Origin of the sequence: Gordonia sp. ABKF26 (assembly GCF_041103195.1) — a bacterium.
GTDB lineage: Bacteria > Actinomycetota > Actinomycetes > Mycobacteriales > Mycobacteriaceae > Gordonia > Gordonia terrae.
In genome coordinates this window covers 4092354-4108717 of sequence record NZ_JBGCVZ010000003.1, presented here as the reverse complement: position 1 = coordinate 4108717, position 16364 = coordinate 4092354, and the positions used below count along the sequence as shown (strand labels likewise).

At 68.9% G+C, this 16364-nt stretch carries 17 protein-coding genes and 1 pseudogene; 7 read left to right on the top strand and 11 right to left on the bottom strand.

All coding sequences use genetic code 11. The annotated features are described in order from the left end of the window. Positions 1-33: 33 nt before the first annotated feature. Entirely contained in the window at positions 34-1302 is a 1269-nt protein-coding gene (locus AB4Z55_RS18995) for a cytochrome P450 (RefSeq protein WP_369520298.1), read from the bottom strand. Positions 1303-1464: 162 nt separating this feature from the next. On the opposite strand from AB4Z55_RS18995, the pseudogene AB4Z55_RS18990 reads away from it, so the two are divergent. Beyond that, positions 1465-2063 (top strand): annotated as a pseudogene (locus tag AB4Z55_RS18990) (TetR/AcrR family transcriptional regulator). A 42-nt stretch (positions 2064-2105) separates the two neighbouring features. Here AB4Z55_RS18990 and AB4Z55_RS18985 read toward each other — a convergent pair. From AB4Z55_RS18985 to sdhC, 4 genes are read right to left on the bottom strand one after another with little or no spacing between them, the layout of a single operon-like run. Then, on the bottom strand, positions 2106-2894 hold the full coding sequence (locus AB4Z55_RS18985) for a succinate dehydrogenase iron-sulfur subunit (protein WP_004021684.1): 789 nt from the start codon (positions 2892-2894) through the stop codon (positions 2106-2108). Further along, positions 2894-4648, bottom strand: a complete 1755-nt coding sequence (gene sdhA, locus AB4Z55_RS18980; protein WP_004021683.1) for a succinate dehydrogenase flavoprotein subunit — start codon at positions 4646-4648, stop codon at positions 2894-2896. Before sdhA ends, AB4Z55_RS18985 begins: the two co-directional genes overlap by 1 nt. A 14-nt stretch (positions 4649-4662) precedes the next feature. Then, entirely contained in the window at positions 4663-5118 is a 456-nt protein-coding gene (locus AB4Z55_RS18975; protein WP_004021682.1) for a succinate dehydrogenase hydrophobic membrane anchor subunit, read from the bottom strand. A gap of 12 nt (positions 5119-5130) precedes the next feature. Continuing rightward, complete coding sequence (sdhC, locus tag AB4Z55_RS18970) at positions 5131-5535, bottom strand: succinate dehydrogenase, cytochrome b556 subunit (RefSeq protein ID WP_004021681.1); 405 nt, start codon at positions 5533-5535, stop codon at positions 5131-5133. 224 nt (positions 5536-5759) lie between these two features. Between sdhC and AB4Z55_RS18965 the strand changes: the two genes are divergently transcribed. From AB4Z55_RS18965 to AB4Z55_RS18955, 3 genes are read left to right on the top strand one after another with little or no spacing between them, the layout of a single operon-like run. Further along, positions 5760-6164, top strand: a complete 405-nt coding sequence (locus tag AB4Z55_RS18965) for a cytidine deaminase (protein WP_004021680.1) — start codon at positions 5760-5762, stop codon at positions 6162-6164. Then, a complete protein-coding gene (locus AB4Z55_RS18960; protein ID WP_239400463.1) occupies positions 6161-7498 on the top strand; it encodes a thymidine phosphorylase in 1338 nt (445 codons plus the stop codon). Before AB4Z55_RS18965 ends, AB4Z55_RS18960 begins: the two co-directional genes overlap by 4 nt. After that, positions 7495-8625, top strand: coding sequence for an adenosine deaminase (locus AB4Z55_RS18955; protein ID WP_369520297.1), 1131 nt, complete (start codon positions 7495-7497; stop codon positions 8623-8625). The genes AB4Z55_RS18960 and AB4Z55_RS18955 overlap by 4 nt, the downstream gene beginning before the upstream one ends. A gap of 42 nt (positions 8626-8667) precedes the next feature. Here AB4Z55_RS18955 and AB4Z55_RS18950 read toward each other — a convergent pair whose 3' ends face one another. The 3 genes from AB4Z55_RS18950 to AB4Z55_RS18940 form a co-directional block, all read right to left on the bottom strand. Continuing rightward, on the bottom strand, positions 8668-9960 hold the full coding sequence (locus tag AB4Z55_RS18950) for a hypothetical protein (RefSeq protein WP_064571601.1): 1293 nt from the start codon (positions 9958-9960) through the stop codon (positions 8668-8670). Between the two features lie 124 nt (positions 9961-10084). Next, a complete protein-coding gene (locus AB4Z55_RS18945) occupies positions 10085-11041 on the bottom strand; it encodes a C40 family peptidase (protein ID WP_369520296.1) in 957 nt (318 codons plus the stop codon). Next, entirely contained in the window at positions 11038-11382 is a 345-nt protein-coding gene (locus tag AB4Z55_RS18940; protein WP_369520295.1) for a type VII secretion target, read from the bottom strand. Before AB4Z55_RS18940 ends, AB4Z55_RS18945 begins: the two co-directional genes overlap by 4 nt. Positions 11383-11530: 148 nt before the next feature. Here AB4Z55_RS18940 and upp point away from each other — a divergent pair, with 148 nt between their 5' ends. Next, complete coding sequence (gene upp, locus AB4Z55_RS18935) at positions 11531-12160, top strand: uracil phosphoribosyltransferase (RefSeq protein ID WP_064571599.1); 630 nt, start codon at positions 11531-11533, stop codon at positions 12158-12160. 20 nt (positions 12161-12180) lie between these two features. On the opposite strand, the gene AB4Z55_RS18930 is transcribed toward upp, so the two are convergent. Further along, complete coding sequence (locus AB4Z55_RS18930; RefSeq protein WP_369520294.1) at positions 12181-12840, bottom strand: hypothetical protein; 660 nt, start codon at positions 12838-12840, stop codon at positions 12181-12183. Between the two features lie 39 nt (positions 12841-12879). Then, on the bottom strand, positions 12880-13683 hold the full coding sequence (locus AB4Z55_RS18925) for a purine-nucleoside phosphorylase (RefSeq protein WP_369520293.1): 804 nt from the start codon (positions 13681-13683) through the stop codon (positions 12880-12882). Positions 13684-13785: 102 nt separating this feature from the next. Between AB4Z55_RS18925 and AB4Z55_RS18920 the strand changes: the two genes are divergently transcribed. Then, positions 13786-14484 (top strand): enoyl-CoA hydratase/isomerase family protein, encoded by a 699-nt coding sequence (locus AB4Z55_RS18920; RefSeq protein ID WP_369520292.1) that lies wholly within the window; start codon positions 13786-13788, stop codon positions 14482-14484. Next, entirely contained in the window at positions 14484-15683 is a 1200-nt protein-coding gene (locus tag AB4Z55_RS18915; protein ID WP_004021669.1) for an amidohydrolase, read from the top strand. The genes AB4Z55_RS18920 and AB4Z55_RS18915 overlap by 1 nt, the downstream gene beginning before the upstream one ends. 10 nt (positions 15684-15693) lie before the next feature. On the opposite strand, the gene AB4Z55_RS18910 is transcribed toward AB4Z55_RS18915, so the two are convergent. Then, the gene (locus tag AB4Z55_RS18910; RefSeq protein WP_004021668.1) at positions 15694-16173 is read right to left on the bottom strand and encodes a gamma-glutamylcyclotransferase; all 480 of its coding nucleotides are present in this window, start codon (positions 16171-16173) and stop codon (positions 15694-15696) included. Positions 16174-16364: the final 191 nt, after the last annotated feature.

Genomic DNA, 16364 nt, shown 5'->3' with positions numbered 1-16364 from the left:
TCGGTTCCCTCGGAGTGCGGGCCTGTCCCTGCGTCAGGTGGTGACCGTCAGCGGCAGCGTGGTGAAACGGCGGACGAGAACCCCCGGCTCCCAGTGCGTCTGCCCCAGATCGATGCGGAAGGTCGAGGTGGAAGTCAGCAGATGCTCTGTCGCGAGTCGCGCCTGGAGCCGCGCCAGTGCGGCCCCGACACACAGATGCAGACCCTTGCCGAATGCGAGGTGCGACCTCCGGGCCGCCGGATCGAGGTCGATCGCAGCGGGGTCGTCGAAATGGGCCGGGTCGCGGTTGGCTGCACCCCACATCAGGAAGACGTGCGAACCGGCCGGAAGCCGCGTGTTGCCGAGCGTGGTGTCGGCGACGACGTGCCGGAAGTGGCCACGGAACGGGGTCTCGAGTCGCAGTGCCTCCTCGACGAACACCGGGATGAGTTCGGGGTCCCGGCGCAGACGATCGACGACCTCGGGATGACGGTCCAAGAGCCAGACGACACTGTTGAGCAGACTCGTGGTGGACTCGGCGCCCGCGGCCACCAACTGGAACAGGATCATCACGGCCGACTCGTGGTCGAGGCCACCCGCCGCGACGCGGGCGGCCACCTCGGCCAACGCAGTCCGCGCGCCAGACCCGCTCGCTTCGCTCCCGGCGCCGGTGTCATTCGGCCCGCTCGCTCCGCTCCCGGCGCCGGTGTCATTCGGCCCGCTCGCTTCGCTCCCGGCGCCGGTCAACGCCGCTGACAGATACCCCGTCAGCTCGCCGACCGCCGCGGTCGCCGTCGTCAGCTGCTCCGGCGTGATGACGCCGTCGATCAGGACATTGGTCGCGATCGCCCACCGGGTGAGTGCGGCACGGTGGTCGGCCGGGAATCCGAGCAGCTCGCACGCGACCGCCATCGGAATCCGTTGTGCCACAGCGCTCACCCAGTCGATCCGACCGTCGTGCAGATTGGCGCTCCAGGATCGCTCGAGGTGCCCGCGGATGGTCGGCTCCAGCTCTCGGATCCGCGCCGGCGAGACCGACGTCATCGCGAGCTTGCGATGATCCCGGTGGCGCGCACCGTCGGCGGTCGCGAGGACGTGCACCGCATCACCCAGACCCGCGACCGGGAACTCCGAGACCGAGCCGTCGCCGTGCCACACCATCGTGGCGGTCAGGTTCGACGAGAAGTCCTCCGGGCGGCGGACCGCGTCGGCGATGAGATCCCAGGAGCCGACGGCGAAGAACGAGGAGTCGCCGATGCGCTGTACCGGGGAGTCGGTGTGAAGGCGCGAGTAGAAGGTCGTGGGGTCCTCGGTGGTGTCCATGACACCAGGGTCGACGGCGGCGGACGCGGTGGCACGCGAATCCGGAAAGCAGAGATCGGTGGGATCGCCTGGCGCGCGGTACCGTCTCACCGTAGCGTCGTGACCAGCGGGTGACGGGCGCCCAGAGGGTGCAATCCGTCTCATGGTGAGAATGGAGGGCTCGTGGCCCAGGACTGGCTGGTCGGTGGTGAACGGCGGGACGCCGCCCGCGAACGCCTCGTCGCGCACGCCGCGGCTCTCATCGCCCGGCGCGGACTCGACGCGTTCGATCTCGACGAGCTCGGTCGCCGGGCGCACTGTTCGAGGGCGACGATCTACCGGCACGCCGGCGGGCGGGCCGCGGTGATCGAGTCCGTGTTGGCCACCACCTCGGCGCCGGTGCTGTCCGCCATCCGGGCGTCGATCGCCGACCTCACGGGACCCGAACGTGCCCGGACGGCGATCATCGAGACCTTGCGGGCCCTGCGGGGGGACCGGGTCATCCGGCAGTTCCTCCGACCGGACAACCTGATCGACGCGACGCCGACGGTCCTGTCGTCTCCCGCGGTGCACGCGGTGGCCGCCGATCTGGTCGGCGTCGATCCCGACGACCCCGCGGATGCGCGGTTCCTCATCCGTTCGGTGCTCGCCATGTTGCTGTGGCCCGCCGAGCCGGACGAGGAGGCGCGCAGCGCGGAATCCATTGTCGCCGGCCTTTTCCGCCCGGAAGCACCCTGAGGGCCACCTCGACCGTCACCGACGACGACGGCCCGCACCCCTGAGGGTGCGGGCCGTTGCCGGGCTGCAGAGAGAGTTCGAAAGGGTCAGCGCGAGAACATGAGCGCGCGCTTGACCTCCGAGATCGCCTGGGTGACCTGGATGCCACGCGGGCAGGCGTCGGTGCAGTTGAAGGTCGTGCGGCAGCGCCACACACCGTCGACGTCGTTGAGGATGTCGAGACGCTCGACGGCACCCTCGTCACGGCTGTCGAAGATGAACCGGTGCGCGTTGACGATCGCGGCCGGGCCGAAGTAGGAGCCCTCGGTCCAGAACACCGGACAGCTCGTCGTACAGCAGGCACACAGGATGCACTTGGTGGTGTCGTCGAAACGGGCGCGGTCGGCCTGGCTCTGGATGCGCTCGCGGGTCGGCTCGTTACCCGAGGTGATCAGGAACGGCTTGATCGCGCGGAACGCGTCGAAGAACGGCTCCATGTCGACGACGAGATCCTTCTCCACCGGCAGGCCGCGGATCGGCTCGATGGTGATGGTGATCTCCTTGGACTTGTCCTTGGGGAGCATGTCCTTCATCAGGAGCTTGCAGGCGAGACGGTTGACGCCGTTGATCCGCATCGCGTCCGAGCCGCACACGCCGTGGGCGCAGCTCCGACGGAACGTGAGTGTCCCGTCGAGGTAGCCCTTCACGTAGAGGAGCAGGTTGAGCAGACGGTCGGTCGGCAGCGCCGGGACGCGGAAGCTCTCGAAGCCCTGGGCGTCGGGGTTCTCCGGGTTGAAGCGGAAGATCTTGAGCGTCACCATGGTGGCCTCGTCGGGCACCGGTGGCAACGGCGGCTCGTCGGAGGACGGCGCGGGCTTGTCCAGAACAGATGTCATCAGTACTTACGCTCCATCGGCTCGTAGCGGGTTTCCACGACCGGCTTGTACTCCAACTCGATGTCCGAAAGGAGATCGGTGCCCTTCTTGTAGGCCATGGTGTGCCGCTTGTAGTTGACGTCGTCACGATCCGGGTAGTCCTCGCGGGCGTGGCCGCCGCGCGATTCCTTGCGGTTCAGGGCTCCCGCCACGGTCACCTCGGCCATCTCCAGCAGGAAGCCGAGTTCGATGGCCTCGAGGAGATCGCTGTTGAACCGCTTGCCCTTGTCATGGACACGGATGTGGGCGTAGCGCTCCTTGAACCCGTGGATGTCGGTCAGGGCCTGCTTGAGGGTCTCTTCGGTGCGGAACACCGAGGCGTTGGCGTCCATCGACGCCTGCAGTTCGGTGCGGATGTCCGCGACGCGTTCGTGGCCGTGGTCGCTGAGCAGCAGTTCGAGCCACGAATCGACCATCTCGGTGGGCGTTTCGGGGAGTTCGGCGAACTCGGCCGAGTTCGCGTAGTCCGCCGCGGCGATGCCCGCCCGGCGTCCGAAGACGTTGATGTCGAGCAGCGAGTTGGTGCCCAGGCGGTTGGCCCCGTGGACCGACACGCACGCGCACTCGCCCGCGGCGTACAGGCCGTGCACGACCTCGTCGTTGTTCCGCAGCACCTGGCCGTTGATGTTCGTCGGGATGCCGCCCATGACGTAGTGACACGTCGGGAACACCGGCACGTATTCGGTGACGGGATCGACGCCGAGATACGTGCGCGCGAACTCGGTGATGTCGGGGAGCTTCTCGTTGAGGACGTCCTCGCCGAGGTGGGTCACGTCGATGTAGACGTAGTCCTTGTTCGGCCCGGCGCCGCGACCCTCGAGCACCTCGAGCACCATCGAACGGGCGACGATGTCGCGCGGCGCGAGGTCCTTGATGGTCGGGGCGTAACGCTCCATGAAGCGCTCGCCGTCGGCGTTGCGCAGGATGCCCCCCTCGCCGCGGACCGCCTCGGAGATGAGGATGCCGAGACCCGCCAGACCCGTCGGATGGAACTGGTGGAACTCCATGTCCTCGAGGGGGAGGCCCTTGCGGAAGATGATGCCCATGCCGTCGCCGGTCAGCGTGTGCGCGTTGGACGTCGTCTTGTACATGCGGCCCGAGCCGCCGGTGGCGAAGACGATCGACTTGGCGTGGAACACGTGGATCTCGCCGGTCGCGAGTTCGTAGGCGACGACGCCGGTCGCGACCTGCTCGCCCTTCTCGTTCTCGGTGAGGCAGATGTCGAGGGCGTAGAACTCGTTGAAGAACTCGACGTCGTGCTTGACGCAGTTCTGGTACAGCGTCTGCAGGATCATGTGGCCGGTGCGGTCGGCCGCGTAGCAGGCACGCCGGACCGGCGACTTGCCGTGGTCGCGGGTGTGGCCGCCGAAGCGCCGCTGGTCGATCTTGCCCTCGGGCGTCCGGTTGAAGGGCAGCCCCATCTTCTCGAGATCGAGCACCGCGTCGATGGCCTCCTTGGCCATGATCTCGACGGCGTCCTGATCGGCGAGGTAGTCACCACCCTTGACCGTGTCGAAGGTGTGCCACTCCCAGTTGTCTTCCTCGACGTTGGCGAGTGCCGCACACATGCCGCCCTGGGCCGCGCCGGTGTGGCTGCGGGTCGGGTACAGCTTGGTCAGCACCGCGGTGCGGGCACGGGGGGCGGCTTCGATCGCCGCGCGCATGCCTGCGCCGCCGGCGCCCACGATGACGACGTCGTAGCGGTGTTCCTGCATGTTCTAGGTCTCCTCTAGCCGACGCTGTTGACGTCGAAGGTCAGGAGGGCGTAGGTGCCCATCGTGAGGACGAGGATCATCGACACGGCGAGCAGCACGTTCAGCCAGAAACGGGTCGAGTCCTTGCGGGAGTAGTCGGCGATGACGGTGCGCACACCGTTGCCGCCGTGCAGCTGGGCCAGCCACAGCATGGTGAGGTCCCAGATCTGCCAGAAGGGCGAGCTCCAGCGTGCCGCGACGAACGAGGCGTCGATGCGATGCACGCCGCCGTCCCACGCCAGCATGATGAACATGTGGCCGATCGTCAGGACGACGAGCAGCAGACCCGAGAACCGCATGAACAGCCACGCGTTCTTCTCGAAGTTGCCGCCCTTGGGCTTGCGGGGCGAGCGCGGGTTGTCCAGGCTCGCGGGACGGTCGTGTTGCGTGCCGAGGGTCTTGGCGACACCGGTGGCTTCCGAGGTGGTCATCTCTGGTGTCTCCTACAGGTGGCTGAACAGGATCTGCAGCAGGCGGACCGTGCCGGCACCGAAGACGATGACGAACAGGGTCATGGCCACCCACAGCATCTGCCGCTGGTACTTGGGTCCCTTGGACCAGAAGTCCACGAGGATCAGGCGCACACCGTTGAAGGCGTGGAACAGGACGCAGGCGACCAGGGCGATCTCCATGAGGCCGATGATCGGCGTCTTGTAGGTCTCGATGATCGCGTCGTACTGGTTGGGATCGACGCGGATGACCGCGGTGTCCAGCACGTGGACGAACAGGAAGAAGAAGATCGTGACGCCGGTGATGCGGTGCAGGACCCACGACCACATGCCGGGATCGCCGCGATAAAGAGATCGTCTGCGCACCGGGTCGGGTGCGACTTCGGTCGAGGTGCTCATCGGGAAAGTGGCCTCCAACATCGTCGATGGACGCGTCGAATCGGCATGCTCCGACTCGACCATGGACCCATAGGAAGAGACTCTAAACCCATGCCCATTCCGGTGGTAAATTGCCCGAACCGATCTGAGCGACAAGACATTACGACTTAGGTTTGCCTTACCCAAGCTTTGCGGTGATGAAATCCGGATGAACGGTCGATGACGCCGTGCGACAGGAGATTCACGTGGTTGCTGACATCGAGTGGGATGTGTTGCGGGACAAGGCGAAATCGATGATCGACCGGGCCTACGCGCCGTACTCCCGGTACCCGGTGGGCGCTGCCGGGATCACGGCCGAGGGTCGTGTCATCGCTGGTTGCAATGTGGAAAATGTCTCATATGGGCTGGGGATCTGCGCCGAGGTCGCGCTGGTTGCCGCCCTGGTGAACGGGGGCGACCGGGCACTGCGGGCGGTCAGTGTCTGCGACGCCCGCGGAGTGGTCCTGATGCCCTGTGGCCGGTGCCGGCAGGTGCTGCTCGAGCACGGCGGTCGCGAGCTCCTCGTCGACCACCCGGCGGGGCCCCGGCCGCTCGCGGCTCTGCTTCCCGACGCCTTCGGACCCGACGATCTCGACGCGGTCCGCTCATGACGGTCGAGGACCGGGAGATCATCCACGCGGTGTCGGTCATCGCCACCAAGCGGGGCGGGCGCGCTCTCAGCGACGCCCAGATCGCGTGGGTGGTCGACGGCTACACCCGAGGCGAGGTGGCGCCGGAGCAGATGTCGGCGCTGTTGATGGCGGTCTGTCTGCGCGGCATGGATCGCCGGGAGATCGCGTCCTGGACGCACGCGATGATCGACAGCGGACGCCGTCTGGATCTGTCCGGGCTGCAGCGGAACGGGAAGTCACTCGCCACCGTCGACAAGCACTCCACGGGCGGCGTCGGCGACAAGATCACCCTCCCGCTCACGCCGCTCGTCGCATCGTTCGGTGTCGCCGTGCCGCAGCTGTCCGGCCGCGGGCTCGGTCACACCGGCGGGACGCTCGACAAGCTGGAGTCGATCCCGGGATGGCGTGCCGAGGTGAGCACGGCCGACATGCTCGACCAGCTGGAGCGGGTCGGCGCGGTCATCTGCGCCGCGGGTGCCGACCTGGCCCCGGCCGACCGCAAGCTCTATGCGCTCCGCGACGTCACCGGGACGGTCGAATCCATTCCGCTGCTGGCCTCGTCGATCATGAGCAAGAAGATCGCCGAAGGGACCGGCGCGCTGGTTCTCGACGTCAAGACCGGTTCGGGCGCGTTTCTGCCGGATGAGGACGACGCCCGCGAACTGGCGTCCACGATGGTCGAACTCGGCCACGACGCCGGTGTCGACACCCGCGCGCTGATCACCGACATGAGCACACCGCTCGGACTCGCGATCGGGAACGCCGTCGAGGTGGCCGAATCGGTGGAGGTGCTCGCAGGAGGCGGTCCAGCCGACGTCGTCGAGCTCACCCTCGCTCTCGCCCGGGAGATGCTCGATGCCGCGGGGCTCGTCGACGCCGATCCGGCAACTCATCTCGCCGACGGTCGGGCGATGGACACCTGGCGGGCGATGATCGCCGCACAGGGTGGAGATCCGGACGGGCCGCTACCGCAGGCACGACACCACGACACCGTCACCGCGTCGCGCGACGGCGTCGTCGCGCAGATGGATGCCCGGGCGGTCGGCGACGCCGCGTGGCGTCTGGGCGGAGGCAGATCGAAACCGGGGGAGGCGGTCGCGGCCGAGGCGGGAGTCATCATCCATGCGAAGCCGGGGGAGCGTGTTCGGGCGGGTCAACCCTTGTTCACCGTGCACACGCAGGATGAGGACCGGATCGCCGGTGCCCGCACGTCCCTGGCCGGGGCGACGACCATCGAGCCCGACGCCGCGGAACACGCGGTCGGCGCGGGCGCCCGGCCACTGATCATCGACCGCGTTAGGTTCACTCCATGACGACGCTGACCCCGGCGAACATCTCCCTCGCCCCGAAGGTGCTCCTGCACGACCACCTCGACGGCGGACTCCGGCCCGCGACGGTTCTCGAGCTGGCCCACGAGGTGGGTTACGACGGCTTGCCGCGGGACGAGAACGGTGCGCAGATCGACGATGCCGAGACGCTCGGGCGTTGGTTCCGCCGAGCCGCCGACAGCGGCTCGCTCGAGCGCTACCTCGAGACCTTCTCCCACACGGTCGCGGTGATGCAGACCGCTCCCGCTTTGGAGCGCGTGGCGCGGGAGTGCGTCGAGGATCTCGCCGACGACGGCGTCGTCTACGCCGAGGTCCGGTACGCGCCCGAACAGCATCTCGAGGGCGGGCTGGATCTCGACGAGGTCGTCGAGGCGGTGCTACGGGGGTTCGCCGAGGGTGAGGCGGCGGCGGCCGAGCGGGGTCGGAGCATCACCGTGCGCTGCCTGGTCACCGCGATGCGCCACGCGGCCCGGTCGCGTGAGATCGCCGAACTCGCGGTCCGCTACCGCGACCGGGGAGTCGTCGGTTTCGACATCGCGGGCGCCGAGGCCGGGCATCCGCCGACCCGTCACCTCGATGCATTCGAGTACATGCGTGCCAACTGCGCGCCGTTCACGATCCATGCCGGCGAGGCTTTCGGGCTGCCGTCGATCCACGAGGCGATCGGCTTCTGTGGGACGGACCGGCTGGGCCACGGCGTCCGCGTCTTCGACGACATCGAACTGCCCACCGGGGTCGATCTCGCCGCCCACTCGTTCGCGGGTGCCCGGCTCGGGCAGATCGCGAACATCGTGCGGGACAAGCGGATTCCGCTGGAGTTGTGCCCGAGTTCGAACGTCCAGACCGGCGCGGTCGGCTCCTTGGCCGAGCATCCGTTCAACGTGCTGGCCCGACTCCGGTTCCGCGTCACCGTCAACACCGACAACCGGTTGATGTCCGACACCACGATGAGCAGGGAATTCGGTCTGCTCGCCGATCAGTTCGGTTACGGCTGGGCCGACTTCGAGCGGTTCACGGTGAACGCGATGAAGTCGGCTTTCATCCACTTCGACGAGCGGTTGGCCTTCATCGACGATGTCATCAAGCCCGGCTACGCGGTGCTGCTCGGCTGAGCGGCACCCGGGCCGGCGTGCGATCGACCGCCGACGGGCCGGTCAGCCCTTCTTGGTGAGGCGGGCCTCGAAGTCGTGCTCGAGCGCGCGCCACGCCTCGGCCTCGTTGTCGAACGGGCCGCTGGGCGCCATCCGCTTGGGGTCGGGGTTGACCGTGTAGTCCACGAACCATCCCAGCGGGGTGGTGGTGCCCAGGGCCTCGGTGACCGTGTTGTCGCCGGCGTAGTCGGCTGCGTCGGTGAACAGTTCGACGGCGAGGTCGAGCTGGTCGCGATCCATGCGACGCGGACCGTCGGCGATGTCGTCGGCCAGGCCGGGCAGCACGTAGACGTTGTCGTCGATGACGTCGAATTCGAGAGAGCCGTCGGTCGCCTCGGTGCGGACCTCGTCGAAGGTCGACAGGTCGGCGAGGTCGTGCTCGTTCTCGTCGGCGAGGAATCGCGACAGCGAGCGCGCCGAGGTGAACACGAAGATCTTGCCCTTGCTCCCGAGGAAGACCGGATCGTCGCCGAGGTAGCAGCGGAGAGTGAGGTACTCGCCGGCGCTCGTGACGATCTTGACCGGGTCGATACCGACCGACGCCCAGAAATCGTCGTCGTCGTAGTCGTCCTCGTCGTCATGGTCGTCGTCGACGTGCTCGTCGTCCTCGGTGTCCACGGACTCGTCATCGTCGGTGTCCGCGGCACCGACGATCTCGATGTCGTCATCGGTGGGCTCGTCCTCGTCCTCCGCGGACGCGGCGGCCTCCAACTCGGCCTCGGCGGTTTCGACGGCCTTCGCATCGACCTTCGGGGTGCTGATGACCCCGTCGATGGCGTCGAGTACGTCGTCCCAGTGCTTGGCGATCAACCGGCCGATGCGGACCCAGAGGTCGGTGCCCTCGCGGCCGTCGAAGTTGCGTGTGCCGGTCGTGACGGCTCCGAGGATCGGGTTGCCGTTGAAGAACTTGGTGACCGGCGTCAGTTCGCAGACCTCGCCGAGGATACGCACGATCTCGAGAGCGTCCTCGAGCTCGGCGATGACCTCCGGCGTCGGATCCTCGGCGGCGAGCTCGGGCACACCGACGAGGTCGTAGCTGTGACGCTCATCGGGGACCAGTTCCTCGGCCTGCACACCGACCACCGTCGACCAGGCGGGATGCTCGACGAGGTCGTTGTCCTCATTGGTCCGGATGAAGGCGGCGAGCTCGGCGACGCCGGGCAGTACGTACAGGTCCTCGTCGAGTCCGAGGAAGGCCTCCCACTCGTCGTCGCCCTCACGCCAGCGGGGTGCCCACAGGGTGAAGCTGTTTCCGTCGGTGAGTCCGAGCTCAATCGGGACGATGTCTCCGGCCATGGGGACACAGCCTAGCGATCGTCGACGGCGAATCCAGTAGTGCCCCCACAGACGGTCGGTGGTGTGCCGACGACATTTCCGTGAACTCGGCGGGCCGATGTCGGACATGAGCGTCCCCGGGTGCTCACCGCGGCCGGAAGAAGCCCTCGAACGCCTGGTCGAGGTTGGCGGTCCGCACCGGCGAGACGTCGACTGGGTCACCGGCTTCCACCATCTGACCGTTCCCGATGTACATGGCGACGTGCCCGGACCACACCGCGAGGTCCCCGGGTTGCAGTTGCGACTGGGAGACCTGATGGCCTGCGGTGTCCTGATCCTGGGCGAGGCGGGGGAGCTCGAGCCCGGCCTGACGGTAGGCCCACTGGGTGAAGCCGCTGCAGTCGAATCCGTCCGGCGTGGTGCCGCCCCAGACGTAGGGGACCCCGCGTTGACTGAGCGCGGCCCGCACCGCGGTCGCCGCTCGTCGGTTCGGTGCGTAGGCGACCGAGCCGTCGGGCAGCGTGATCGGTATGCCGCCGGAGGTCGGGCCCGCCGACGGTCGCTCGTTCCCGTGGGCGACGCCGGTCACCTCGGCGGGAGCCGTCCGCCGGGTCAGAGCGGCCAGCGCCTCGGTGTCCGAACCGAGCTCGGCGCGAGCGCGCGCCACGATCTGCACGCCCCGGCCGAGGTGCTCGACGGCGATGGGCAGAAGCGTGAGAAGCCCTGTCGGACCGACCAGTCCGCCGCCGAGGTCGCGGACATGCCGTTCCAAAGAGTCCACCAGTCCGTTCAGGCCGGTCGACGCGGCGTGCACGGTGCGACTCGCGTTGTCGACGAGCCGGCCGAACTCGGCGGCGCAGTCGGTGAGTCCGCCGAGCTGCTGTTGGATCGCCACCGTCGCGTCCTCGGCACCCGCCGCTCCCGCCCCGTCCCAGCGGGTGCGGACCGATTCGGTGGCGGACATCGATCGGCGGCGCACCGATTCGACGGCGGCTGCGTCCGTCCGGACCCGCTCGACGGGGTTGCCCGGTGCCAGGACGCCGGTGCCCAGCGCGGCGAGGAGCTGACGCAACGGCTCGATGAGGAGTTCGACGGCGATCACAGCGTCAGCTCACTGTGCGCCATGACCCCGTCGGCAGCCGCGCAGTCGCAGTCGGCGTAGGACGCCGCTGCCGAACCCGTGGTGGACCCCACGCGCTCCTCACGCCGCGCCGCGGCCTCGAGACTCCGGCGATGCAGCTCGAGGAACTCGACGACGGCGGTGAGGAACTCGATTCCGATCAGTCCGAAGGTGATGGCGAGGTCCACCACGGCGGCCTCGTCGCTGCCGGCCTCGCCGTCGAGCATCCGCGCGTTGGTCCGGTGTGCGTCGGAGAAATCGTGCAGCGCAGAGGGATCGGCCGACAGGCGGTTGCCGGCCGAGAGACCTGGACGGGCAGGCATGGGATCGGGGAGCGAAGAGGACGGGCTCATGGGATTCAGACGCGCCGCGACCGAGATGGGTTCCATCGAATTTCGAGCGCATGACGACGGGTGGGCCGGACTCGCCCACGGGGCACGCCGCCTCTGCTGAGGAAATAGGGTGGTGAGCATGGAGTCCTTGATCGTCGACCATCCCCTTGCGGCCGCACGGCTGACCACCATGCGCGACAAGACCACCGACAACGCCGGATTCCGGGCGGCGCTGTCCGACCTGACCCAGATGCTGATCTACGAGGCGCTCGCCGGCGCGCCCCGAGCCGATGTCGCGATCGACACACCGCTGACGGCGCACACGGGCTCGAGGCTGGCATCCCCGCCCCTGCTGGTGCCGGTGTTGCGTGCCGGACTCGGCATGGTGGAGCAGGCGCACGCGATGGTCCCCGAGGCGCATGTCGGTTTCGTCGGTCTGGCCCGCGACGAGGAGACCGCGCAACCGGTGCCCTACCTGGAGTCGCTGCCGGAGAACCTGGCGGGACGCCCGGTGTTCGTCCTCGATCCGATGCTCGCCACCGGTGGTTCGATGCTGCACACGATCGAACTCCTGGTGGCCCGCAATGCCACCGACATCACTGCGGTGTGCGTTGTCGCCGCCCCGGAAGGTGTTGCCGCGCTGAAGGAATCGGGGCATCCGTGCCGGCTCGTGGTGGCCGCGGTCGATGACGGTCTCAACGAGGTCAACTACATCGTGCCGGGCCTCGGCGACGCCGGGGACCGTCAGTTCGGTCCGCGCTACTCCTAGCGGTCCGACGACGCCGAGCCTCAACCGGGCAGCGACCAGTAGGCCAGCATCGGCTCCTCGGCCAGGACGGTCCCGCCCTCGACGATGGTGAGGCTCGTCGGCGAGACGAGGTAGCGGACCGCGCCGTTGCGGGCTTCGAAGGTGTCGCCGGTGCGGGTCGGGAACTGCACCTCGATCCCGCCTTCGGGTGCGAGACCCTTGTAGTACCAGCGCCCGGTCTGGGTGCCGACCTGACAGATCACGACGCGCGACCGCGAGGTCTGCCCGACGACGACTGCGGGGTCGCCCGCGGCGTTGCAACGGGGGCCGGTCGTGAACCCCTGCCAATCGGCGCCCGAGACACCGGGGGTGGGCCGGTCGGGTGTCGGCGACGTCGTGGTGGTCGTCGTGGGGGGCGTGGCGGTCGGTGTCGTCGTCTCGGCGGATCGGGTGACGGTGCTCGTGAAGGTCGAGGCGGACGGCTGTCCGCCGTCAGCGGTGTCGCGGTCGGCGGACTCGTCGTCCGCGGGGATCAACAGCAGCGCCGCGAGCACGCCCACGACCACCAGCAGCACACCCGCGCCGATCGCCACCAGCACCGCGGGCGACGACCACGGCGACCGGGGCGGCCCCGGGGGAACCGGGCCCGACGGGTAACCGCCCTGGGGGTGGCCGCCGGGACCGGTCGGTGGATAGCTCATGTCGCTCCTTCGGTTCGGCCGGCGGACATCGGTGCGGGTCTACAGTTCGCCGATGATCTGTGCCAGCAGCTCACCCATCCGGGTCGCCGACGCGCGTCCCACCTCGAGAACCTCGGCATGGCTCAGGTGTTCGCCGGTCATGCCGGCGGCGAGGTTGGTGACCAGCGAGATGCCGAGCACGTCGAGCCCGGCGGCCCGGGCGGCGATGGTCTCGTGGACGGTCGACATCCCGACCAGGTCGGCACCCATCGTCCGCAGCATCCGGATCTCGGCGGGGGTCTCGTAGTGCGGGCCGGGCAGTCCGGCGTAGACACCCTCGGCGAGTCCTGGGTCGATACCGCGCGCGATGTCCCGCAGCCGCGGTGAATACGCGTCGACCAGGTCGACGAACCGAGCGCCCACCAGGGGGGAGCGGGCCGTGAGGTTCAGGTGGTCGGAGATGAGGACGGGTTGCCCGACCGACATGTCCGCGCGCAGGCCACCCGCCGCATTGGTGAGCACGACGGTGTGGACACCGGCTGCCGCGGCGGTGCGGACCTGGTGGACCACGCGGGCGAGGTCGTGTCCCTCATAGGCGTGAATCCGCCCCAGCATCAACAGGACCCGCCGATCACCGATCCGGACGGAGTGGACGACGCCGCCGTGGCCGGCAGCCGCGGGTGGGGCGAAACCGGGGATCGACGCCATCGGCAACGAGCGGATGGGCCTGCCGAAGGCCTCCGCCGCGGGGGCCCAGCCCGATCCCAGGATGACGGCGACATCGTGTGCGGCGGCGTCGGTCTCGGCGGCGATCGTGGCCGCGGCGACGATGGCTGCGGCGTCTGCGTCGACGGTGGGGTCCATGCGCCAACCCTAAACCGTTCCGCAGCCCGCACGACCCCGTGACGGCGGTGCGCCGACCGATCGGGTCGGCGACGACGACACCGGGGGCGATAAGGTCGGGACATGCCATTTCTGAACGATGCCGGGGAGGTCGTCGAACTCCATCTCGGAGCGCGCGGTGAGGAGATCAGCGAGTCCAATCCGGAGAACCGGTTCCGGGTGGAATGGTTGGACGAGGTCGAGCGGCTGCTGGACGAGGTCGTCGCCGCCCCGACGCGTCCGCTGGTGATCACCGCCACCGGGAAGTATTTCTCGAACGGACTGGACACCGATCACATCTTCGCCGCCCCCGATCAGCTGCCCGCCTACCTCGACCGTGTCCACGCGCTGTACGCGAAGGTCCTCACCCTGCCGGTCCCCACGGTCTGTGCCGTGAACGGGCACGCCTTCGGTGCGGGCGCCATGCTCGCGCTGTGCACCGACCACGTCCTCATGCGCACCGAGCGCGGATTCTGGTCGCTGCCCGAGGCCGCCCTCAGCATGCCGTTCACCCGCGGGATGGCCACCCTGCTGCGCACTCGTCTCACCGACCGCACCGCGACCGAGGCGATGTACACGAGCCGCCGATACGGTGCCGACGACGCGGTCGGCGCGGGGATCGTGGACGAGGCCGTCGGTGCCGAGCACCTCACGGCCCGGGCCGCCGAGGTCGCCGGCGCCCGCGCCGCGACCGTTGGCGCCAATCTGGCACTGATCAAACGCGGACTGCGCGCACCCCTGCTCGACGATCTCGCGCGTCCGACCCCGCCCGGGGTCTTCTGATGTCGGCCGCGGGAGCGGGTTTCGCCGCGGCGGGCGATCCCATCGACTCGTGGCTCGCCGAGCACGGCACCGACCTCATCGCGTGGCGCCGCGAGATCCACGCGCATCCGGAGTTGTCCCGGCAGGAGGTGCGCACCACCGAGTTGGTGATGAGCGAACTCACCGCCGCCGGGCTCGACCCGCGTCGACTGCCGTTGGGTACCGGCGTCGTGTGCGACCTGGGACCCGCCGGTGAGCCTCGGATCGCCCTGCGCGCGGACATGGATGCTCTGCCGGTCACCGAACACACCGGACTGCCGTTCACCTCGTCGGTGGAGGGCGCGTCGCACTCGTGCGGGCACGATGCGCACACGGCCATCCTGATCGGCGTCGCGAAACTGCTCGCCGCGGCCGAACCGCTGCCCGTCGGTGTCCGGTTGATCTTCCAGGCGGCCGAGGAGGTCATGCCCGGTGGCGCCCTCGACGCCATCGAGGCCGGGGTCACCAGCGGTCTCGGCCGCATCTTCGCCCTTCACTGCGATCCGCGACTGCCGGTGGGTACGGTCGGGCTGCGGTCCGGCCCGTTGACCTCCGCGGCGGACCACATCGATCTGCAACTGCATTCCGCAGGCGGGCACACGTCACGCCCACATCTGACCGGGGACCTGATCTACGCGATGGGCACCGTGATCACCGGACTGCCCGGGGTGCTGTCGCGTCGCGTGGACCCGCGGTCGGGGACGGTGATGGTGTGGGGCGCGGCCAACGCCGGCAGTGCTGCCAACGCGATCCCGCAGGAGGGACGCATGCGCGGGACGGTCCGCACCGGTGACCACACCACCTGGGCCGAACTCGAACCGCTGGTACGCAGCGTCGTCGGTGAACTCCTGGCACCGCTCGGTGTCCGCTACGACCTCTCGTACTTCCGTGGCGTGCCGCCGGTCGTCAACGACGAGATCGCGGTCGCGATGTTCGAGCGGTCGGTCGCCGCGATCGGGCCCAGGGCCATCGCGGACACGCCGCAGTCGCCCGGTGGGGAGGACTTCTCCTGGTATCTCGAACAGGTGCCCGGAGCGATGGCCCGTCTGGGCGTGTGGGACGGGTTCGGCCCGCAGGTCGATCTGCATGCGCCGAACTTCGACCTCGACGAGCGTGCCCTCGCGATCGGCGTCCGTGCACTCGCCGGGATCGTGCTGAACGCGACGAGCGCGGCCGGTTAGTCAGCGTCGGCTACTCCGCGGGACCCGGGCCGGGACCGACGTTCCGCGACTCGCGCAGTCGCAGATCCTGCACGTATTCGGCGGGTGCACCCGCGATCTCGGCCGCCTCGGCCATGACGCCCAGATAGCGCGCCGAGGGAAGTCCGCCCTCGAATGCGTCGAGGACGTAGAGCCAGGCGAGGACCGGACCGTCCGCCGTGTCGACGCGGGCCCGGATCTTGCGGTGGATGCCGAGTTCGGAGCCCTCCCACCGGTCGAGGAGGTCCTCGTCCTCGGTGGTGACGTCGTAGAGAACCACGAACACCCGCGCGTCGGGATCGTCGCGGTCCTCGGTCACCGTGGCCAGCGACCCCTCCCAGCCGATGTCGCCGCCCCCGAAGGTCAGACGCCAGCCCCGAAGCCATCCGGTGCCCGACATCGGCGAGTGCGGCGCGCGCTCGGCCATCTGCTCGGGATGCATGTTGGATCCGTAGGCGGCATAGATGGGCACGGAAGGAGCCTAGATGGTCGTCGCCGAGTCCGGAAGGCGACACCGTCGCCCCGGCGGTGTGTGCGACCACGTTCACACCGCCGCACCCGCACGACTAGTTTGGTAGGCGGCGGACACGGGGTCGACCGTCTCGCCGACCCGAGGGAACGCACCACCCCGCGCTCCCCGTCGAGCTACAACACGCAGCCGGA